At 46.6% G+C, this 22,275-nt stretch carries 19 protein-coding genes and 1 riboswitch; of the genes, 11 read left to right on the top strand and 8 right to left on the bottom strand.

Features of this window, described 5'->3' with window-relative positions:
- The first annotated feature begins 201 nt into the window (after window positions 1-201).
- The 7 genes from QP794_RS25885 (at window position 202) to mmuM (ending at window position 9,171) form a co-directional block, all read left to right on the top strand.
- The gene (locus tag QP794_RS25885) at window positions 202-1,035 is read left to right on the top strand and encodes a MurR/RpiR family transcriptional regulator (RefSeq protein ID WP_285079644.1); all 834 of its coding nucleotides are present in this window, start codon (window positions 202-204) and stop codon (window positions 1,033-1,035) included.
- A gap of 391 nt (window positions 1,036-1,426) precedes the next feature.
- Window positions 1,427-2,287 carry a methyl-accepting chemotaxis protein gene (locus QP794_RS25890; RefSeq protein WP_483311956.1) on the top strand — a complete coding sequence of 287 codons (861 nt, stop codon included), beginning with the start codon at window positions 1,427-1,429 and terminating at the stop codon, window positions 2,285-2,287.
- Window positions 2,288-2,436: 149 nt separating this feature from the next.
- Window positions 2,437-4,131 carry a spore germination protein gene (locus tag QP794_RS25895; protein ID WP_285079645.1) on the top strand — a complete coding sequence of 565 codons (1,695 nt, stop codon included), beginning with the start codon at window positions 2,437-2,439 and terminating at the stop codon, window positions 4,129-4,131.
- A gap of 27 nt (window positions 4,132-4,158) precedes the next feature.
- Window positions 4,159-5,256 carry a spore germination protein gene (locus QP794_RS25900; RefSeq protein WP_285079646.1) on the top strand — a complete coding sequence of 366 codons (1,098 nt, stop codon included), beginning with the start codon at window positions 4,159-4,161 and terminating at the stop codon, window positions 5,254-5,256.
- The gene (locus tag QP794_RS25905) at window positions 5,253-6,458 is read left to right on the top strand and encodes a Ger(x)C family spore germination protein (RefSeq protein WP_285079647.1); all 1,206 of its coding nucleotides are present in this window, start codon (window positions 5,253-5,255) and stop codon (window positions 6,456-6,458) included. Before QP794_RS25900 ends, QP794_RS25905 begins: the two co-directional genes overlap by 4 nt.
- 95 nt (window positions 6,459-6,553) lie before the next feature.
- Window positions 6,554-6,656: riboswitch (SAM riboswitch) on the top strand.
- 87 nt (window positions 6,657-6,743) lie between these two features.
- A complete protein-coding gene (mmuP, locus tag QP794_RS25910; protein WP_285079648.1) occupies window positions 6,744-8,156 on the top strand; it encodes an S-methylmethionine permease in 1,413 nt (470 codons plus the stop codon).
- Complete coding sequence (gene mmuM / locus QP794_RS25915) at window positions 8,134-9,171, top strand: homocysteine S-methyltransferase (RefSeq protein ID WP_285079649.1); 1,038 nt, start codon at window positions 8,134-8,136, stop codon at window positions 9,169-9,171. Before mmuP ends, mmuM begins: the two co-directional genes overlap by 23 nt.
- Before the next feature lie 90 nt (window positions 9,172-9,261).
- Here mmuM and QP794_RS25920 read toward each other — a convergent pair whose 3' ends face one another.
- The 6 genes from QP794_RS25920 to QP794_RS25945 form a co-directional block, all read right to left on the bottom strand.
- On the bottom strand, window positions 9,262-10,122 hold the full coding sequence (locus QP794_RS25920; RefSeq protein ID WP_285079650.1) for a DUF4097 family beta strand repeat-containing protein: 861 nt from the start codon (window positions 10,120-10,122) through the stop codon (window positions 9,262-9,264).
- A 22-nt stretch (window positions 10,123-10,144) separates the two neighbouring features.
- A complete protein-coding gene (locus QP794_RS25925; protein ID WP_285079651.1) occupies window positions 10,145-12,547 on the bottom strand; it encodes an ABC transporter permease in 2,403 nt (800 codons plus the stop codon).
- A gap of 3 nt (window positions 12,548-12,550) precedes the next feature.
- Window positions 12,551-13,309 (bottom strand): ABC transporter ATP-binding protein, encoded by a 759-nt coding sequence (locus tag QP794_RS25930; RefSeq protein WP_285079652.1) that lies wholly within the window; start codon window positions 13,307-13,309, stop codon window positions 12,551-12,553.
- A gap of 126 nt (window positions 13,310-13,435) precedes the next feature.
- Complete coding sequence (locus QP794_RS25935) at window positions 13,436-14,878, bottom strand: sensor histidine kinase (RefSeq protein WP_285079653.1); 1,443 nt, start codon at window positions 14,876-14,878, stop codon at window positions 13,436-13,438.
- 20 nt (window positions 14,879-14,898) lie between these two features.
- On the bottom strand, window positions 14,899-15,597 hold the full coding sequence (locus QP794_RS25940; protein WP_285079654.1) for a response regulator transcription factor: 699 nt from the start codon (window positions 15,595-15,597) through the stop codon (window positions 14,899-14,901).
- A gap of 98 nt (window positions 15,598-15,695) precedes the next feature.
- Complete coding sequence (locus tag QP794_RS25945; RefSeq protein WP_285079655.1) at window positions 15,696-16,514, bottom strand: helix-turn-helix domain-containing protein; 819 nt, start codon at window positions 16,512-16,514, stop codon at window positions 15,696-15,698.
- A gap of 144 nt (window positions 16,515-16,658) precedes the next feature.
- Here QP794_RS25945 and QP794_RS25950 point away from each other — a divergent pair, with 144 nt between their 5' ends.
- Together QP794_RS25950 and QP794_RS25955 are read left to right on the top strand one after the other, a co-directional pair.
- Window positions 16,659-17,435, top strand: a complete 777-nt coding sequence (locus QP794_RS25950) for a sugar phosphate isomerase/epimerase family protein (protein ID WP_024631488.1) — start codon at window positions 16,659-16,661, stop codon at window positions 17,433-17,435.
- Window positions 17,436-17,462: 27 nt separating this feature from the next.
- On the top strand, window positions 17,463-18,482 hold the full coding sequence (locus tag QP794_RS25955; protein ID WP_285079656.1) for a Gfo/Idh/MocA family protein: 1,020 nt from the start codon (window positions 17,463-17,465) through the stop codon (window positions 18,480-18,482).
- 330 nt (window positions 18,483-18,812) lie between these two features.
- On the opposite strand, the gene QP794_RS25960 is transcribed toward QP794_RS25955, so the two are convergent.
- Both QP794_RS25960 and QP794_RS25965 read right to left on the bottom strand, forming a co-directional pair.
- Window positions 18,813-19,760, bottom strand: a complete 948-nt coding sequence (locus tag QP794_RS25960) for an aldo/keto reductase (RefSeq protein WP_285079657.1) — start codon at window positions 19,758-19,760, stop codon at window positions 18,813-18,815.
- 21 nt (window positions 19,761-19,781) lie between these two features.
- On the bottom strand, window positions 19,782-20,786 hold the full coding sequence (locus QP794_RS25965) for a Gfo/Idh/MocA family protein (RefSeq protein ID WP_285079659.1): 1,005 nt from the start codon (window positions 20,784-20,786) through the stop codon (window positions 19,782-19,784).
- 118 nt (window positions 20,787-20,904) lie between these two features.
- On the opposite strand from QP794_RS25965, the gene QP794_RS25970 reads away from it, so the two are divergent.
- Together QP794_RS25970 and QP794_RS25975 are read left to right on the top strand one after the other, a co-directional pair.
- Complete coding sequence (locus QP794_RS25970; protein ID WP_079350170.1) at window positions 20,905-21,741, top strand: helix-turn-helix transcriptional regulator; 837 nt, start codon at window positions 20,905-20,907, stop codon at window positions 21,739-21,741.
- A gap of 111 nt (window positions 21,742-21,852) precedes the next feature.
- Window positions 21,853-22,260: an Rrf2 family transcriptional regulator gene (locus tag QP794_RS25975; protein ID WP_094937093.1), complete on the top strand. Its 408-nt coding sequence runs from the start codon at window positions 21,853-21,855 to the stop codon at window positions 22,258-22,260.
- Window positions 22,261-22,275: the final 15 nt, after the last annotated feature.

The following is a 22,275-nucleotide window of genomic DNA, read 5'->3' on the forward strand; positions in this document are numbered from 1 at the left end:
TACATACCTCCCTGAAAGTTGGTGATCATCATAGCCACAGTCTAGGGGCAGAGTATTAACGGGAAAGAAGACATTTGTAAATCGAATGTAATTTTTATTACACAATCTTAAATTAATGAAAAAAATATTACATACATAAACGACTTCCTCTTCGTTCAACTGATATACTGAGTGCAGAGCGAGAAAAGGAGTGCATACGGAATGAATTTGTTTACTCATAAAGAACAGCTGTCACCAGGGCAGCTAAAAATTGCTGATTTTGTTGAACGCAATCCGGAGGAAATCCTATTCATGACGGAGCAGGAGATTGCGGACAGGCTGGGGGTTAGTATTGCAACAGTATCCCGTTTCTGGCGGGCAGTAGGATATGACAATGCCAAAGCATTCAAAATCCGGCTTCGTACATCCGAAGACACCACACCTGCCCTCAAATTAAATAAAACAATCTCCCGCATGGATACGGACAGCCTTCCCGTTCAGTTGCTGGAAGCCTCCGTCACCCATTTGCAGGAGACGTTGTCTCATATGAAGCAGGGAGATCTGGAGCAGGCAGCCGCCATCCTTGCAGAAGCACGACGAGTATATATCTATGCCCCAGGGCCATCCGCAGGTTTGGCGGAGTTATTGTCCTTTCGGCTGTCCAGATTCGGATTGACGGTCATCCATCTCGCTGGTGGGGGGCATGAATTATTGGAATCGCTAATGCATATGCAGCAGGAGGACGTGGTACTGTTAATGTGCTTCACAAGGCTGCTTCCTGAAGCAGAAGTCATTCTGGATTATGCCAAAGATACAGGCAGCAAAGCCATACTTGTGACAGATCGCGAAGACCTGTTATATGGATTGACGACGGCGTTATCTTTTTATGTCAGCAGAGGGGAACTTGGCGAATTTCATTCCATGGTTACTCCACTTCTGTTAATGGAGCAATTGGTGTTGGCAGTGGGATTGATGCAGAAGGAGCATGCACTGTCCAAGCTGGAGCGCTTAGCCGATCTCCGCAGTCGGTACGCGGATAAATTGCCGAGAGGCTAATGGAACAGGCAACGTAAAGCAACGAGACGCATACAGGTCACAACATAGATATGGAATGTTATACCACTATTAGGGGCGGTTATACCGCCTCTTTTTGTGTTAGATTCTGCTGATTAAAAATAATGTTTAGGCGGGTGGGTTATGGGGTATAAAAAGGCAAGCCGTAACCTAATTGCTAAAAATTGATTTGGAAGTGATCCAATTGACTGCAATTGGAGTATACAATAATAGAGTCGTCTCTATTCGGTTGCATACATAATTGCAAAACAGCAGGAACTGCCAGAAGGAGAACGGTTTAATCACAGGAAGAAGTCAGGGAGTGGGGATCGCTTTGCCTATAGTAGATGTGGAAAAGAAAGATGATGTCACCGATGCGCTGGTCATCAAGGCCATGGAGAAAAGCCTGGCCATGATTCGATTCGATCTGGATCGACGGGTCACTTATGTTAATGAAGTGTTTGCCCAGACGATGGGCTATACGGTAGCTGAGATGTATGGCATGCAGCATCAGCAGTTTTGCTTCAATGAATTTTTGAACAGCTCCGAGTATGAGGCGTTCTGGAGCAGTATTTTTAACGGTGCCAGCTTTCAGGACAAGATTGAACGTAAGGATGCAAAGGGAAATTCCGTATGGCTTGAGGCAACCTATATGCCTGTCTATGATGAATGGAATCAAAACATACTAGGTGTCTCCAAAATAGCTACAAATATAACTACCCGTCAGAACAATATTTCAGCTGTCGTTAATGAATTGAAGACGATGTCACATGATCTGAACGAGCATGCTGATATCGGCATTGAGCGAAGCCGTGAGCTGATGTCCAGTATCACGTATATATCTGAAGTTTCCACCCAGAACCGAGCAACACTCACTCATTTGCAGGAACAGGCACGTTCGATCCAGGGGGTCGTTAAAACGATTCGCGAAATTGCATCCCAGACCCAGCTTCTGGCCCTGAACGCTGCGATTGAAGCTGCACATGCTGGCGAGTATGGACGCGGGTTTGATATTGTAGCGAAGGAAGTACGAAAGCTTTCGGCCATGGTCGAGAATTCGATTAATGAGATTCGGGATAGTGTGAATGGGATAACGAAAGAGATTACGAACATCTCTGGCGGAACACAGCAGGTTGAAGGGTACGTGGAGCGAAGCCAGCAGCAAATCGAGGTGGCGCTGAATGATTTTACAACCATTGCGGCATCTGCACATCTACTGGATACAAAGGCCCAACACGTAACCAAAATTGTATAGATAAGGTAAACTCCATAACCCTGTAGGGAAGCGGGTGCCGATAGAGGCATCTGCTTTTTTGTTGTTCAGAAAAAGAGGGAATTATTGTGAGCAGTCAGGGTAACAATACTCAATAATACCAAGAAAGTCTAAATAATGGGGTGAGACAGATGTGGGCGAAAATATTATCTTATGTGCCGGAGTGGTCTACTTGGGGACAGGCCTTTTTATTATTTTTGATGCCAATCTTGTTCTTGAAAGGATTCCAGTGGGTGCGTTCATCCTTAAAGAAAGGGACCTTTTCGAATAAAGATCAACAAAATCGGGATGCTGACTCCAATCCTTCTACGGGCGAAGAGACAGGGAGTTACGCAAATATAAGGCTTACCGGGAAGTATGCTATGGATCTGATTAGTGTAAAAGAAACGTTTGGTCAAAATGCAGACGTACATATAAGGGAGTTTACGATAAGGGGAACCCATACGTCCGCGGCTGTCATATATGTGGATGGTTTGGTAGATCATGATCTGATCGATAAGTACCTCTTCACACCCCTTATGACTGAGGGGGTACCGGAAACAGAGCGAGAAACATTTCAACACCCCGAAAATGCAAATGAACTCAAAGCTTATATAAGCAGTCAGTTGCTGCCTGTTAGTGAAGTTCAGGAAGCGGAGACGTTGCAACAAGCGGCACGGGCAGTTCTTACCGGCAAAAATGTACTGTTGATTGACGGGATGGCAGGGGCTCTCCTTGTCGGATCAGCAAAAGGGAAAACCCGCAGCCTGGAAGAACCGCTATCTGAAGCACTGCTTCGCGGGCCAAGAATCGGCTTCACCGAACAGCTGAGTGATAATACCGGAATACTACGGCTATTCGGAGGTGACGTTGCTTTGTTTATGACCAAGTATCAGGTTGGTACCCGGATCAAAAAGGATCTCGTCATTGCGTATATCCAAGATATTGCAAGTTCCGATCTGGTCACTGAGGTGGAGAAAAGAATCCAAAGCATGGACATGGATATGATGCTGGAATCAGGTTATGTGGAACAGTTGATTGAAGACGATGAACTGAGCCCCTTTCAACAGGTTCAGAATACAGAGAGACCCGACCGTGTAATTAGCGGGTTGTTGGAAGGACGCGTAGCCATATTACTGGATGGAACACCCTTTGCATTAATTGTGCCGTCGACCTTCAGCATGCTGCTTCAATCCCCCGAAGACTATTACGAGCGCTGGATTCCGGGGACGTTTCTGCGTATGCTTCGTTTCCTGGCGGCCATGCTTGCCCTGCTCGCGCCTGCATTGTATATCTCCTTTATCTCTTTTCATCCGGGTCTGATTCCAACGAAGCTGGCTCTAACCATTATTCAAACCAGACAGGGCGTGCCTTTTCCCTCTATTATTGAGGCACTGATTATGGAAGTCTCCATTGAAATTTTGCGTGAAGCGGGAATTCGACTTCCGAAGCCGATCGGACCTGCGATGGGCATCGTTGGCGGTTTGATTATTGGGGAGGCCGCGGTGCAGGCCGGAATGATCAGTCCATTTCTGATTATAGTTGTGGCCGTTACTGCGATTTCTTCGTTCTCGATCCCATCATATAGTGCGGGGATTACTCTGCGTATATTACGTTTTTTTGGAATGTTCAGTGCGGCGGCCTATGGATTGTTTGGGGTAGTCATGTTTTTCTTGCTGCTCTGCAGCCATCTGGTTCGGTTGAAAAGCTTTGGAGTTCCTTACGTTACCCCTGCGGTGCCGTTCAGCCTGTCGGATTGGAAGGATTTCTTAATTCGGGCACCTTTACGAATGATGAGGCAGCGCCCAAGCATGATGCAACCAAAAGACCCTGATCGCAAAAAGTAGGCATATCCGATATTCAGGAGGTGGATCATGAATCCTAAACAGGATCAGCTGACGACAGTTCAGGCTTCAGTCTTTATCATCAATTACATGCTCGGTGCAGGAATACTTACACTTCCCCGAACTACGGTAAATGAAGTCAAAACGCCTGATGTGTGGATTTCAATTATATTGTCCGGTCTGTTAGTTATGATATTGGGTATAATCTTGGTGACCCTGTGCCGAAAATTCCCAGGAAAGACCGTTTTTCAATTCACTGAGGAAATCACAGGGAAGTGGATTGCTTATATTTTGGGAGCTGCGATCATCCTGTATTTCCTTGTCATCTCTGCCTTTGAAATCAGGGTTATGGCTGAAGTCACCCGATTATATTTATTGGAGGGAACCCCGGTGTGGGCCATTGTCATGGTGTTTATGTGGGTCGGCTTTTATTTGATCTCAGGAGGGATCAACTCCATGGCGCGTTTGTATGAGATCATTTTACCCATTACGCTTATTCTTTTTGTATTGGCCATTTTTCTGAGCAGTGATTTGTTTGAGATCAACAATTTGAGACCTGTGCTGGGAGAGGGTATTATGCCGGTGTTTAAAGGGCTGAAATCTTCGGTGCTTGCCTATACGGGTTACGAAGTCATGTTTGTGGTGATGGCATTTATGAAAAATCCGGAGAAGGGCAAGAAAGCCTTGGTCTGGGGAATCCTTATCCCTATGGTGATCTACCTCATCACATTGGTTATGGTCATTGGCAGCTTATCTATTGAAGGCATGAGCACAAGAACGTGGCCAACCCTTGATTTGATGCGCAGCTTTGAGATTGAGGGATTGTTCTTTGAACGGTTCGAATCTCTGCTACTAGTTATTTGGATTATGCAAATTTTCTCTACGTCTACCATCACGCATTATGCCGCTTCTCTTGGATGTTCTCAATTGTTCAAGAAAAAAATGCTACCTTTTCTGATCATTCTGCTCCCGATCAGTTACATCACTGCTATGCTTCCACAGAACGTGGACGAAACGTTCAAACTCGGCGACATTTTGGGGATTGCATCCATTTATTTATTTGGTGTTTTGCCACTATTGCTTCTGTTGTTGAGCATGTTCCGAAAGAAAGGAGGCAAGTACAATTGAACAGGATCAGAAAGAAATTAACCATTTTATCAACGGCGCTGCTGGTTTTTGCCTCAGGGTGCTGGAGCAGCAAAGAGATCGAAGATTTAAGTGTTTATGTGGGTCTGGGACTGGACGTCGCTGAGGAATCGAAATTTGAACAGGACATTAATAAACAAGGAGGCCATTATCCCAAAAACAATGTATTTACATCTACCGTACAGATTGTCCCACAAGTTGGGGGGAAACAGGGAAATCAAAGCAGTTCCAGTGGTGGTTCTTCCGGCGGACAAACCTTTATGAATGAACAGCTTACCGGAGATTCCCTTTTTCAGATCTTTCGTCAGTTTGCTCTAAGAAGAGACCGTCCACTCATTGGTCATCATTTAAAGGTTATTGTCGTTTCCCAAGAGTTGTCGAAAAAATATAGCCTGGAGCAGCTGCTTGATTTTATTTTGCGGGACAATGATATCCGACCCAGTTCCCTTGTTCTGGTGAGCAAAGGACGCGCTTTGGATGCTCTTAGCTCCAAGGAGCCGGGAGAAATCCCAGCCTTTTATCTGAGAGGGTTGGTGAATAATGCATATCGTAACAATAAAATTCTTCCTCCTGTATCCCTCGCGGAACTTGATGGCAAAATGCAGTCAGGATCAAGCTTTTTGCTGCAAAATGTCCTTACTGCTGATGGAGAGCATAAATTCTCAGGAGCAGGCGTCTATAAAGGGAAAACGAAAAAGTGGATCGGCAGCTTAAATCAGGTGGATCTTCAAGGATTGTCCTGGATCACTGGGGAGGCTAAGGGAGGGGCCTTAAAATCGTATGCACCGAAAAAGGGACATACGATAGTCTATGAAATCAAGTCTACTAAGAGCAAAATTGTGCCAAAAGTCCACGGAGATGACATTTCTTTTCATGTAAAGGTTGAATCACAAGGTCAGCTCATGGAAGATTGGAGTGCTCCGGAAATTCCTTCTACGGAAAAGTACATTCGGGAATGTGAGGTTCAGTTCGCTGATACAGCCAAAGAACAAATACAGCAGGTTATGAACAAAATGCAGCACACCTATCGGGTGGAAGTGGCCGGATTTGGAGAGCAGTTGCGGATCAAATATCCGAAGGTATGGAAAAAGGTTAAAAAAAATTGGGATGAAACCTTTAGTCAGATTCCCGTGACCTATGATGTGAAAATGAAAATCACAGATTATGGATCATCGACAGATTAAAGATGAGGTTGGAGATTTCCCTTATCCACAAATGGATGATGATATTTAATTGTTGACACAACCATGATAGATCGCTATATTTATAAAAAATCATTTTCTTATCCAGAGAGGTGGAGGGACTGGCCCTTAGAAGCCTCAGCAACAGATCTGAAGGATACTGTGCTAATTCCAGCGGGTGAACAGCCTGATAGATAGGAGCGTTTGTTTTTATTTGTCAGTTACGGCGCACTCTTCAGGAAGAGTGTGTCTTTTTGTTTTTCTGGATGAAGAATTAGGGGAGCAGGCATGGATAACAACAAAGATACAGGGCATTTTCAGCGCAAAATGCAAGCACGGCATGTAATTATGCTCTCACTTGGTGGAGTCATTGGTACAGGCTTATTTCTTAGCTCTGGATATACCATCCAGCAGGCAGGCCCGGTCGGCACGATTCTGTCTTACCTGATTGGAGCGATTGTCGTCTATCTGGTCATGCTATGTCTTGGTGAGCTGTCCGTTCATATGCCAGAGACAGGGGCGTTTCATAGCTATGCGGCAAAATACATCGGACCGGCAACAGGATATACAGTAGCCTGGTTGTATTGGTTAACCTGGACGGTTGCCCTCGGTTCCGAATTTACAGCGGCTGGGCTGTTGATGCAGCGCTGGTTTCCTTCAGTGAATGTATGGATCTGGAGCGCATTGTTTGCGCTTATGATCTTCCTGTTCAACGCGCTGACTGTCAAATTTTTTGCGGAATCGGAGTTCTGGTTCTCATCGGTAAAAGTACTTACGATTGTGGTCTTTATTATTCTCGGAGGCGCAGCCATGTTCGGTATTATCCCAATGGCTGATTCGGAACCAGCACCATTTCTAAATAATATTACTGCATCTGGTTGGTTTCCAAATGGGGCTACTGCGATACTGATGACGATGCTTGCCGTAAACTTTGCATTCTCAGGCACAGAATTGATTGGGATTGCTGCGGGAGAGACAGAGAATCCCGAGAAGACCATTCCAAAAGCCATCAATACCACGTTGTGGCGTTTAATACTCTTTTTTATTGGAACGATCGTTATTCTCTCTGCGTTATTGCCGATGTCGGATGCCAGTGTTCTTGAAAGTCCATTCGTGGCCGTGATGGAGCGGGTCGGTGTCCCTTACGCAGCAGACATTATGAACTTTGTTATTCTAACGGCGATTCTCTCTGCTGCCAATTCGGGCCTTTATGCATCTTCACGGATGCTCTGGTCTCTGGCTGACAAAAGAACGATCTCTCCGTGGTTTGCCAAATTGACCAAACGCGGGGTACCGCTGAATGCACTTATGATCAGCATGGTTGGGGGCGGTCTGGCTTTGCTGTCCAGTATTATTGCCCCGGGTACTGTGTATATTACGCTGGTATCCATCTCAGGCCTCGCGGTTGTTGTGGTGTGGATGAGCATCAGCGCTTCACAGTATATGTTCCGCAGGCAATATATTCGAGAGGGTAACTCGGTAAAGGACCTGGTTTACCGAACGCCGTTTTATCCGGTGGTACCGATTATTTCGTTTGTATTATGCCTGGCTTCATGCATAGGTATCGCCTTTGACCCGACACAGCGTATTGCGCTGTATTGCGGGGTTCCATTTATCGTACTATGTTATGCAGCGTATTATCTGACAGAACGTGTGAACAAGAAAAGAGGACAAGTACATGACGCAAGCACAACAGACTAACCCCATAGAACAAATCCTACGTAAACATCCGGTCATGATTCTGGATGGAGCGCTGGCCACGGAACTCGAACAGCATGGGTGTGATCTGGATGATCCACTATGGTCGGCTCGTGTATTGCTCGAGAATCCAGATGTTATCGTTCAGGTCCATGCGGATTATTTCCGCGCAGGAGCCGACTGTGCGATTACATCCAGTTATCAGGCGACGGTGGATGGCTTCCGCAAGAGAGGAATCGGAGAGCAAGAAGCGTTAGACCTGATTCGCAAGACGGTGCAGCTGGCTGCACAGGCAAGAGATGACGTATGGGCAGAAGTGCAGGACGGGGGATTTGAAAACACGGCAGTTAAACCGGAGGGCAATCTGGTAATCGGCACGGAACGTCAAACGTCTGATTTGGAGACAGGGGTCTTGGCTCGGCCACGACCGATGGTTGCTGCATCCGTTGGGCCCTACGGCGCTTATCTAGCTGATGGATCGGAGTATGTCGGTCACTATGGTGTCTCGGACGAGACGTTAAGCGCGTTTCATCGTCCACGGATCACAGCCTTGCTGGAAGCAGGGGCGGATATTCTGGCCTTTGAGACGATCCCATCCTTGCAGGAGGCACAGGTATTGATCGCTTTATTAAAAGAATTTCCGAACGCCTATGCATGGCTCTCCTTCTCATTAAAAGACGGGACAGCGATCAGTGAAGGCACGCCATTGGAAGAGTGTGCACGATTGTTAGGAGCTGAACCTCAGCTTGCTGCGATTGGGCTGAATTGTGCTCCCATGGAACTGGTAACGGAAGCGGTCGGTATTCTGAGCCGTGCCAGCGATAAACCTGTTATTGTGTATCCGAACTCGGGAGAAGTATACGATGCAGCAACGAAGACGTGGAGTGGACAGGGTACATGTGGCAGTATGAGTGATGCTTCGGAGGCATGGGTTGCTGCGGGTGCAAAAATCATTGGCGGCTGTTGCCGTACTACGCCACATCAGATTGGCGAACTTGCGAAGAAGTGGCGGAGCTGAAGGATATCCAGCCGAGCCAGACCTGTATGGAAAAGCCCTTTCGTATCTTATAAAGGATACGAAAGGGCTTTTTGGGTGCTTTTTTTATAATTACTTATTCTCTACCTTAATGGTTCCTACAGATGTGCTCAGGGAAAGCAGAGGTCCACCGCCGTTGATATCACTCTTTCCCCTCGAAGCACCCGAGACCTTGCCCAGATCCGTTTCCGCTTTTAGTGTGTAAGCCAGATTGGAAGGCAGCAGGGCAGTGATGGTACCCAACTCAGTTGAAGCTTTGAGCTGGCTTCCATCGTGCAGTTGATTCAGATCAAGACGGATGGTACCTGCATCGGATTTGATGCTGGATTTGCCTTGGACTTGAATGTTGTTAAGATCAATGGAGCCTGTGTTATTGGCAAGCTCATAGCTTCCCGTTAAACCTGCAAGTGAAATATTGCCAACTTCTGTAGAAATCTCATATTCAACGATATTGGCCGGAGCCTCAATTACATAGTTTACGATGAAATGGGAATTCCCTATATTTTTATCGGCCCATGACCAAAGATCGGTTCCCGTTTCATCCTTGGGATGGATCTCAACGGTGGTTGTGTTCCCCTTGGTCGTTAAGGAGACTTCTGCATTTTGAGCCAGTTCTTCCAATGTGGATTCACCGGTACGATTGTTCAAAGCCTGAATGTACGTACGGACTTGAAGTTCACCATCTTCACTGCTCCGCACCTCGATATTTCCTACAGGATGATCAACAACCAAGAGACTGGATGCGGATTTCTCGCTGACTTGATCAAGTTCCTTATCTATAGCATTATTACTAATCAGCTTCATCCATTGGGACTCGGCGCCCTGGGCGTTTCCGCTCTCTGATGAGGAGTTGAGGGGATTATTCGTACAAGCCGCAAGTAAGCCAACGGAGCCTAGGACGGCGACCAGAAGCTTTTTGTATACGCTGTGCATGAGAACTCCTTCTTTCTACATGTTATTCGACGACAAGAATACGCGGCGATGCCTGACGAATCACTTTGGACGATACCCAGGATCCAAGAGCTGCGGCAAGAATACTTAGACAAGCAAAGAGTATAATGCCTCCCCAGTTCAGAATGAGAGGAATCTGTACAATCCCGTATCCCGATAGGACTTTTTCAAGTAACAGGGGGAGAAGGTATACGCCTACAATGACTCCAAGCATTGAACCAATCAGAGCTAATGCAACTACTCCAGTAGCAATGGAGAAACGGATTTTTCCAGATGTCATTCCAATCGACTTATATATGCCATACGTCTTGCTCTCTTTGCGAATACTGATCCGGCAGGTGCTGAAGATAATGATAAATGTAACCAAAATGAACAGCAGACCAATTAGAGCCATGGGGTACACAAAAATGCTTGCAGCTTCTGCATAAACAGAATCCAGCAGCGTTTTTTGCGTGACGATGGAAGCAGAGTCTTTGAACCGCTCATTCAATTGGTTAGCAATGGCTCCTGCCTGTGAAGGATCGTTGACATTGATAAACGCGACATTTACATCTCCGTAATCCGGATTCACGCTTCGAACCGCTTGAGCTGTGATTCTTCCGGATACCGACAAGTCGGAGATGGCTTGATAGATGCCCGAAATCATGAACGTGCGCTTCTCTCCTTCAATGTAGAGATCAATGAGATCTCCCATATCCTTGTTGAACATCTTGGCAACACTAACCCCGATTGAAATTTCATTTTCGAGTTCCGGATTGTTTCCTCTCAACGTCTCAAAACCAAGATCTTGATAGCTTCCATCCAGTACTCTTAGATAAAGACTGGTAGACTGGCTGGCCACGTCGGTTGAATCATCTGGAAGGATAACTCCGGTGATGTTCCCTTGCCAGCCCACATTTTTGATGCGAGGGTCTTCTTCCAATACGTTCTGCAGCTCTGCTCTCGGAAACGTAGTTTTGTTTACAACGACTGCGGCAATGTTAGCATTGTCATAACCCCATTTGGCCGCCGTCTGATAGATTCCGGTAATGCTGGTCAGTACAACATATCCAAGGACAAGCACAGAGGCAGCCATCGTGGTTAACAGCAGCATCAGAACAGAGCTCTTGGTATTCTTGATCAGATTTCGTATGCCAATGACGGCGGTTACTGGCAGCCGGGCAAATCCAACCCGGTTGGCTAGAGGCGAATTCATGCGTCGGGCCAAGCGGGTATTTTCTGTTTCCGACATACCGTAGCGGATTGCTTGAACAGGCTCGATGCTGCGCGCCTTTTTGGCGTATAACACAACGAATAATATTACCAGCGCAAACAGCAGTATGCCGACTAACATGGCTGCTCCGATGCCTTCCATCGGTACATCTCCATTGCCAGTTCGCAGAGAAGACACAGAAATGTTGATAATGAATTTGGATACAAACACGCTCATCGCCAGTCCTGGAATAACGGCAATGATGGACAGCAAAGCATATTGAATAACATAGGTACCGATTGTTCTCCCGGAGGTCAATCCCAGTGATTTCAGAATCCCTATTGTTTTGTAGTTGGCCAGAATGGCATCCGAAATGGTAAATCCAATGGTGATGAGAGCGATAACCATCATGACAGCACCCAGGAAAATCATAATGAATCCAATAATTTGATTGATAATCAGATAGAAGGAAGAGATACTCTCAAACTCCATCTTGGTTTCCAAGAAAGGGGCATTGGTCTCACTGTTGTAACGATCCCAATAGCTGGAGTTGGTTCGATAATCATCAAAATGGATGCCCATCATATAATTATCTTTTCCTGCGAGTGTCTGGAAGTCATTCTGGTAGTCAGTACTGTTCATCCAGACCCTTGCCGCATTGGTGAATGGTGCACCGTAAGGTACATCGACTACAATAGCGGATACCTTAAGATCAAGCGCGGAGGACCCTGTTTTGAAATTGACGGTATCTCCTACGGCTATATTATAGGCATTCGCCATTGAAGTGGGAATCCATATCGTCCCCTGTGCTGGAGCAGAGCTCTGTGTACCGCTTGAGAAGACCAATTCATCCACAGCCCATGGTGGTGAAGGGGTATTCATCATGTATAGATACAGGTTGGGAATATCTGTGCCTTTGAAGGCGATGCCGGACAAGGTACGATACGTGAGCAAAGGTGAAACCTCAACTCCGTCCTGTTCAGCCCACCATTCATAGACGGCTTTAGGGTCATTCAGTCCTTTATCAAACGTCAATATTTGATGGGACCCGTTGGTCCGGCTGTGCATTTCGTTGAACAGATTACCCGTGTTGGCCAGAATAATAACCGCAGTGGATACCAGAAGTGTAGACAGCAAAATGAGCAGGGTGATAAACAGATTCTGTGTTTTATTTTTGCTCAGGTAGGAGAGGCTCAGTTTCAACATAGCAGCCATAAATTACTCCTTTCCCGACACAAACGCGAAGACCATCGATTCCCGATCCTGGATCTGGTGTTCGTCATATTTGTCAAACTCGAGAATACCTCCAACCTTGCCATCCCGGATAAAGATCAGACGATCAGCCCGGCACGCTGCCTGGATATCATGCGTAACCATGACGACCGACTGTCCCTTCCGGTTGATATCGGTCAGGATATCCAGTACCGCTTTCCCGTGGTCATAGTTGAGGCTCCCGGTAGGCTCATCCGCAAAAATAATGTCCGGTGAATTAATCAGTGCGCGTGCGATTGCTGCCCGTTGCTGCTGACCTCCCGATGTTTGGGAGGGAAGGCGGCTGTTCTGTCCATCAATATCCATTACCTTCATGAGATGGGAAGTACGCGCCTTGATCTCATTTCTTTTACTACCGACAATATATCCAGGCAAAGCAATGTTGTCCTGAATGGAAAGGTCGGGTATCAGGTTGATGCTCTGATAGATGTAGCCAATTCTACGAGTACGGAATTCGGACATTTCCCTTTCACTATAGGCATCAATGCGCTGATCACGGAAGTAAACCTCCCCGGCTGTCACTTGGTCCAGTCCGCTCAGCAGATATAACAGCGTGGATTTGCCCGAACCGGAATTGCCCATGATGACCGTGAAGTCCCCTTCATAAATATCAAGATCGACATTTCGTATGGCGTGGTATTGTTCACTTCCAGTATTGTATGTTTTGCACAAGTTTTGAGCCCGGATAATGTTTGTTTTGGTCAAGCGGATCACTCCCCACTGCAGTATACGGTTCATTCTAAGGGGAGGATGTTGAGGAAGAATTATCAAATTATGAATAAAGTATTACAGTGTGCTTTGGGTGAGACAATGGAAATTTCACTTAACTGCTCAGCAGATCGGAAGATTGAACTGAAACTGAGTACCCTGACCTTCTTTGCTCGAAAAGGAAATATGTCCCCCGTGCGCTTCAATAATGCTTTTGCAGATGGACAGACCGAGGCCGGTTCCTTCATGTACATTCCTTGAGGACGATGAGGAATTTCCCCTGAAATACCGCTCAAATACAAAAGGCATATCTTGTGCCCTTATTCCCTGCCCCGAATCAGAAATACTGAGCCGGAATTGTCCCGAATCCAGTACTGTATTAATGCGAATGGAGTCTCCCGGAACGGTATGTTTGAGCGCATTGGATACGAGATTGGATAAAACCTGTTCAATTCGTATGGGGTCCATTCGTATGAGCACATTGGGAATGTGCTCAGGTTCCTCATAATTAAGGCCGTTCAATCGTACGATATGTCCGATGGGCTTCAACATGGCTTCGAATGCAGAAAGGCTGTACATTTCACGCGGCTCCACCGAAATCTGGCCCAGCTCCTGCAAGGCATGTACAAGCAGGTCCTCAACGAGACGAGCTGTTTTGTCCGTATGAGTACGCATGATCTCCATGTACTCCATCAGCGTCTCCTCATCGGAGCACAACCCTTCAAGAATGGCTTCTATGTATACTTTTACAGTTGTAATCGGAGTTTTGAGTTCATGGGATATATTCGTAATCAGTTCTTTTTGTGCCTTCTCCTGTCTAATATGCTGTTCACTCAAATGCATAATTTCGGTGCGCATCAGATCCAGCATGGCGTACAGTTCGCCCATTTCATCTGTCCGGTTGTACTGGATCTGCTCATCATACTGTCCCTTGAGAATGAATTCAGCATGTTGCTTCAGCTGCTGGATAGGGGAGAGCACTCGTTTTCTCATCTTACGTTTCATAACGATCAGTAGAAGCCCCAGAATGAGCGAGATCATAAATAGGGTTCCCAGGACAAAAAAAGTGAACGTAGAGGACTTCTGAACGATGACAAGCGACTGCGGAATCGTAAAAATGGCGTTACCGATTTGTCTGCCCACCGGGCCGTCCATTACAGGAAAAGCGATGTTAAGTGAATTGCTCCCATCCATAGCTTCTAAAGCATAATTCAGATCATAATGCAATTCAGATCGCAGATTAATCTTTCTGCCCTCGAAGGAAGGAGTGGAGGATAGCAGCACCGTTCCGTCCAATCCGACATAGTCGAAATCAACCCTGTTTTTTTCGGCGAGGAAACGCAACTGTTCCTTGATATTGGAATCATTCAATTGATCATGGGTTTGCTCCAGTTGAAGCAGAATGGGGTTAACCCTGAGTCGAACCTGATTGATTGCCAAATTGGACTCACCTGAATGTCTGCCTATGAGCAAATCAAGAAAGAAAGCGAGGCTGCATGCAATGAGAATAAACAGGAGAGTCAATGACGTTTTGAGCCAACGTTTGGTCCAGGTGTGTAGTGACATACAGTCGTCTCCAATCCCACTTATTCATGGTTGAATTTGTATCCGACGCCCCATACTGTTTTCAGAACAGAAGGGCGTGAAGGGTCTGCTTCGATTTTTTCTCTCAATCTTCGTATGTACACGGTAACCGTATTTTCATCTCCATATTCGGCATATCCCCAAATCGCGTCAAGTAACTGGGATTTGGAAAAAACTTGATTCTTATGGCTTGCCAGATAAAACAACAGCTCAAATTCCTTGGCGGAGAGAGAAACTTCATCCCCGTTGAGGGTAACCTTATAGGCTTTCTTGTCAATTTCCAGATTAGACAAACGCAGCAGGTGAGTGAGATCACGTTCTGTACTCAGACTGTCATATCGTCTGAAGTGGGCATTAATTCGTGCAAGTAGTTCGCTCAGGGAGAAGGGTTTGGTCATATAGTCATCCGCTCCGAATCCCAGGCCGAGCACCTTGTCTGTATCACTTCCCCTTGCGCTCAAAATGAGAATAGGAATGTTGTTTCTCCGGCGAATTTCCCGGCATACATCAATTCCGTCCATATCCGGAAGCATGATGTCCAGAATAATATAGTCCGGCTGCAGAATGTCCATCATCTGCAACCCGTCCTGCCCGTTACCGGCTACTGCTGCTTCATACTGGTTCTTGGTCAGGTATTCTCGCAAAATGCGCGAAATATCTTGTTCATCTTCAATGATGAGAATTTTGCGTTTAGATTCCATTGAAATCTCTCCAAATTGTAGATTAATAGATTATAAGATTGGTATATATGAATCTATAAGAATACTATATTTAACTATACAGGTTTGTGGTTGTAGCGTCATAAATGCTCCAGATCAATGGACTGATGGGCCTGGGATTTGAGATATTCAGCCGGGGACATTCCAAAATGGGACCGGAATACCCGGTGGAAATAGGAATAGCTTGCAAAGCCGCAGGTTTCGGCAATATGCTCCAGGGTCATATCGCTGTACTTCATGCGCTCCAAGGCAGCGTTCAGCCGAATCTCAATGGCATATTGAATCATCGTTTGGCCGTAGTGCTCCTTGAATAATCGCACCGCACGAGACAGGCTTAGTCCTGCGTAGCGGGCAGCTTCTTCGAGTTTGAAGGTCACGGTAGCATGCTCTTCGATGAATCGTTTCAGCTTCAGCGTCGAAGAAACAGATCGATCCGTCTGAATATTCTCCTTGATGGCCCGATCGATATACAGGCACAAGCCCCGCAGCAGTGCGTCACTCAGTTCTATATTTTCCTCCAGTGGTCCGCGACGTTTCTCCAGAAGCATATTGCGCCAGAGGCTCACCAATTTATCATCCAATCCGATGTGACTCACGGTGGATCGATGGTGACGCTTCCACCAGCTTTCAATCCACGTCCCTTCACAGAACAAATAATAGTCTCCGCTGGACAACCTGCCCTCCTTGTGGGGTTCTTCAACAACGAGATGGTAGTCGTCCCCGGGTTTAAGCAGCAGTAAATCTCCGCCAATCATCTTAAATTCTTCATCCTGTACATATACCTTGCAAGAGCCCTCGGTTTGCAGACGGAACAGATACGTTTGCAACTCGCCCTTCATATTGTGGTTAAACGCCTTATAGTGATAGGAATAGTCACAGATCAGTATTGAGGTTTCCAAAAGATGTAATCCTCCAAATTTAAAAATTTGATCAGATAGTTCATGTTCTGACGATATTGTATATGTTCATTCTAGCCTGTTTTGCGTTAGGATGATACCAGATAGAGCAATGAAAGCAAATTTGAGAGCAGAGGTGTATCTATTATGAAAAAACTTAATATTGGTTTGCAATTGTTTACGCTCCGTGATGAAACTGCAGCAGATTTCCGTGGAACGTTGCGTAAGGTAGCAGAGCTTGGTTATGAAGGCGTCGAATTCGCCGGATATGGTGACATTCCTGCCGAAGAAATGAAAGCGCTGTTGGATGAGCTTGGACTGAAAGGTTTCAGCAGCCACGTTTCATTGCATGCGATGCGTGAAGATTTACAACAACAAATCGACTACCTCAAAACCATTGGTGCTCAATATATGATCTGCCCATACCTGATGCCTGAAGATCGCCCAGAGAATGCAGAAGGCTGGACCAAACTGTTTAATGAATTGCAACAATATGGTGCAGAAGCGACCAAACAAGGTCTGATCTTCGGTTATCATAACCATGATTTCGAATTCCACGGTCAGGTTGGCGACGAAAATGCCTTTGATGCGATGTTTGCTCAAACGACACCTGAAGCGGTTCAAGTGGAAATGGACGTTTGTTGGGTACAATTTGCCGGACAAAATCCGATTGAGTACATCAATAAATATGCAGGCCGCTTGCCGCTGCTTCACTTGAAAGACTTCAGCAAAGACGAACAGGGTCAGATGAAGACTTTGGAACTGGGACAAGGTTCGGTTAATTTGCCAGCTGTTATTGAAGCAGCTACAAGTGCAGGTGTAGAATGGCTGATCGTGGAACAGGACGTTTGCCAGAATCCACCGCTTGAAAGCGTAGCCAACAGCCATAACTGGTTGAAGCAGAATTACCTGAACCAATTCTAATTTATTTGTCAAAGGGGACATTTGTACATGAGTAAAATTAAAGTTGCTGTATTCGGCTGTGGAGCCATTGCCGAGCGCAGACATATTCCAGAATACGCTGCCAATGAGAACGTAGAACTTGTCGCTTTTGCCGATCCGATCGTGGAGCGTGCGGAGAAGATGGCCGAAACTTACGGCGGTAAAGCTTACTCCAGCTACGAAGAATTGCTTGCAAGTGAAGAAGTGGATGCAGTCAGCGTTTGTACGCCGAACTACCTGCATGCTCCGATGGCCATTGCTGCTGCGAATGCCGGCAAGCATGTACTGGTAGAAAAGCCGATGGCGGTTACAACCGAAGAAGGCGAGCAAATGATCGAAGCTGCCAAGAAAAACGGTGTGTATCTGATGGTTGGACACAACCAGCGTTTGATGCCTCCGCACATAAAAGCCAAAGAAATTTTGGATTCCGGCAAACTTGGCAAAGTTCTGAATTTCCGTACTTCCTTTGGTCATCCGGGTCCGGAAGGCTGGAGCGTAGACGGTGCAGAAAGCTGGTTCTTCCGTAAAGAAGAAGCGATTATGGGTGCCATGGGTGACCTGGGCGTGCACAAGTCGGACTTTATCCGTTATTTGCTGGATGATGAAGTGTCCGAAGTTGCTGGTTTCATCAGCACGCTGCATAAGGAAAACACCAAAGTGGACGATAACGCAACTTGCCTGCTGCGTATGAAGAGCGGTGCTATCGGTACGCTGGTTGCCAGCTGGACACAATACAGAGCAGGAGATAACAGTACGGTTCTGTGGTGTGAAAATGGTGTGATGAAGATCGGAACGGTAGAAGGCGACGAGGTTATTGTTGAACTGACTAACGGAACGGTTGAGACATACAAAGTCGGTGCGATGGCTACGAACGAGAAACAAGTACCAAGCGGCGTGATTGATGCTTTTGTAGAGTCAATTGTAACGCAAACCCCTCCAAGCATTTCCGGTGAAGAAGGTCTGCGTTCCCTGCAAGTCATTCTGGCAGCATTCGAATCCGAGAAGACAGGTCAGATTGTGAAGTTGTAATCGTTACGATATTATCGTCATTACTTTAAAAGTTTGACTATTTCATATTAAAAAGGGGCTTACCTCCAGAAAAATATTTCTGGTAGGTAGTCTCTTTTTATTACTTTTTTCATGACAATCATATATGTGGAATACGTAATAGTGGACAAGTTCGAACCGGATCTTGGCGATAAACGGAGCATAGTGAACAGCGATTATTGATCCTGCCTGCGGGATGTTTACAATGTTCGAATAGTTAGCTGGAATCCAAAAAAGGGACCGACCACTCCGCTCAATTGCGGAATAGTCAGCCCCTTGACCTTTAAGGTTGGATCAAAGCGCATATTTGAATTAAACGCTTGGTTTTACATTACTGCCTAGGTCCAGCCAATCCAGTTCCTCACGTGTCAATGTGATACGGGAACCTTCGTCACAGGACAGAAGCTCTTCCCGATTTTGAGCCCCAATCAGCGCACAGGTCGGAAATGGTTGGTTTAATACATAAGCAAGTGCAATCTGAATTGGCGTGGTATTTTTGGACTCGGCCAATTGTTCCGCCCGATGCAAACGTTCCCAGTTGCCGTCACTGTAAAATACACGAACCAGATCTTCATTATCCCGCACTTCAGGTGTGAATCGTCCGGTAAAGAAGCCACGAGCCTGAGATGACCAAGACAGCAAAGGAAGCTTGGTGCGCTCATGCCATGCCAGCGTTTCTTCGTCTGCCGATACACAGCCTGCCCAGAACGGTTCGTTTGCTTTGGCAAGACTGAGATTCGGGCTGCTGAATGTGAAACCTTTCAGACCATTAGCGGCCGCATATGCGTTAGCTTCCTCCAGCCGCTGCCAGGTCCAGTTGGAGGCGCCGATCGCGCCGATTTTACCGGATTCAATATGTTCGTTCAACGCTTCAAGGATCACACCAACGGGGATGTTTGGGTCATCCCGATGCAGGGCATAGAGCTCCACATGTTCGGTTTGAAGCCGTTCCAGACTGGTAAGAAGATCGCTGCGGATAGCATCAGCGTTAACACGTGGACCATTCTGATCGTGATGTGCACCTTTGGTCAAAATAACGATCTCGTTACGGTTACTCCGTTCCTGCATATAACGTCCGAGCACTTCTTCACTCTGCCCGCCACAATAGATATGCGCGGAATCAACGGTATTACCGCCAATCGCCAGGAATGCATCCATGTTCGTAGCTGCTTTCTCATAGGAATCATTGTAGAAATAATCGGTTCCTTTAATCAATCGGGAGATCGGTTTGCCTGCACCAGCAATTTCAATGTATTCCATAATTCAGTTCATCCCCTTTTCTTATAGTGTGATTCGTGTACGTTCTTCTGCCGAACGAAGACAAGCTTCGAGTACTTTCATATTGGCTACAGCATCGGATGGAGCGAAGCGCAGAGCCTTTCCTTGAAGCACAGCTCGTGCCATGTCGTCCCCCTGAAGGGAGTAGTGGTTTACCTGTGGAACTTCAATTTCTTTACGCTCGCCGTCAACAATTACGAAGAAGTTGGAGCCGCGGTCTGGATTGCTGATATAAGCAGATGGTACCTCGATGATGCCATCTGAACCAAGCACCTCCAGTGTGTTGCGGAAGGCAGCCCACATGCTGCTGTCAAAGGTGACGCCAATATGATTGTCGAACTCAAGCAAGCCGGATGCCATCATATCCACATGACCATGCTCGGGAGAAAACATGCCAATGACGGTCGCGGCCGAGGGCTCCTGACCAAGCAGCAACCGTGCTGCACTGATGGAATAGCAACCGATGTCATACAGAGCACCGCCGCCCCAATCACGCCGGAAACGGACATTGCCCGTCGAGCCGGAACTGTTGAACGAAAATGTACTATGAATGCCGCGGATGTCACCAATTTCTCCGCTGGCGATAATATCCCTAATCTGATCATAACGTGGATGGTGTCGGTACATGAGTGCCTCGGAGAGATGAACACCGGCGTCTTCGCAGGCTTGCACCATCTCCTGAGCTTCCTGCTCCGTCAGTGCCAGGGGCTTTTCACACAAAATATGTTTACCAGCTTCAGCGGCACGGAGTGTCCACTCCCGGTGCAGATGGTTCGGAAGCGGAATATAGACCGCATCAATGGAATCGTCAGCAAGCAAAGCTTCATAGCTGCCATAAGCTTGAGAAATGCCGAGTTGGTCAGCGGTTTGTTTCGCTTTTTCTTCATCCCGGCTGGCAATGGCGGTCACTTCATTCAACTCGGATTGCTGCAAACCTGGAATAACGGATCGTACGGCAATGCTAGCGCTACCAAGAATTCCCCAGCGCAATTTTCGATCTGAATTCATTTGTTGTTTCCTCCTATGAATGAATGTATATTGTGATTATATGTAATAGATGAATGAATGAAAATGATAATATATTGAAGTGAGTTAACACAATATTGTTTAGAAAAGAGAATAGGCCATGATGAGACAGACGGTACTGCTAACCTTGCAGGATATTCCCTATTTTTGTTATCCAGAGTCCGTTGGACTTTATGTCGACCACCCAGAGCACACTGTGTTACGGGAGGCAGGCGCACTTAACAACTTCAATATTCACTACGTTGCTTCTGGTAAGGGGTACGTAGAAGTGGAGGGGGTAGTGCATGAGCTTCGAGCGGGCCAAGCTGTACTATATTTCCCGCAGCAGCGGCAGCATTACTACAGCAGCGAGGACGATCCATGGGATGTGCGATGGGTTCATTTTTACGGTGAACGGCTGCATGATTATATGATTGAGCGGGGGTTGCATCGTAATCTGCTGTGGACGCTGCGGCAGCAGGCACCATGGGAAGAAGCGCATATGGCTCTACTGAATGAGGCCGAGCAGAACCGGATGCTGCGTCCAGCCCAACTATCTACCCTGACTTACGCTGTGCTGGCTGAGTTCGTGCAGCATGCTGTTCCACTGAAAAGCACGCGTACGAGCAAGGCCGAGAGTCGTATTCTTGGACTGCTTCCACAGATGCAGCAGGAGGCGTGCCAGCCATTTTTGTTACAGGATTGGGCGGATAAGGCGGGTGTAAGTTCGTATTACTTTTGCAAAATGTTCAAGAGTGCCGTGGAGATGACCCCGATGGAATTTATAACCCGTTCCCGGTTGCAGATGGCGAAGCAGTGGCTGCTGGAACGTCCAATGGCCAACATTGGACAGATCGCAGAGGAGGCGGGATATCCCAATGCCAGTTATTTTAACCGCCAATTTCTGGCTCATGAGGGCATGACTCCAACGGATTATCGTGGGCTTTATCACAGTTAAATGTGCGGATGCCCCCGTTTGTTTGATTTTGTTGGAATTTTCGACGTTTGACAGAGCGTTCAATCAAGTCTATTATAGATAAATTAAATCCGTATATAATGAGGTGCCCTCATGAAATATTCGAAAGCTACAAATTATGCCCTGCACACGATGCTTTTTCTGGTTGCGACCGAACCGGAACAACTGGTTAGTGTACATCAATTAGCTGAGATGCAGAAAGTATCTCCAACCTACTTATCCAAAATATTGACGAAGCTGGTCAAAGCCGGCATGATCGAATCAACTTCGGGTGCCAATGGTGGTTATCGGCTTAGCCGGAAGAATCCGGACCCTTCTTTTCTGGAGATTATCCATGCGATTGAAGGCAAGGCTTCCCTGTTCGAATGCTCACAGGATCATAACGAAGGCTGCTTGATTCAGCAGGTGATGGTTCGTGCGGAAGAAGAGATGGAGAGCTATTTGAACGATAAAAAAATGTCTGAGCTGGCTGCCCAGATGAAAGCTGCACATTCCGTATAACTTGATTCGGAGATG

This window comes from Paenibacillus sp. UMB7766-LJ446 (assembly GCF_030226665.1).
In the GTDB taxonomy this organism is placed as follows: Bacteria; Bacillota; Bacilli; order Paenibacillales; family Paenibacillaceae; genus Paenibacillus; species Paenibacillus vandeheii.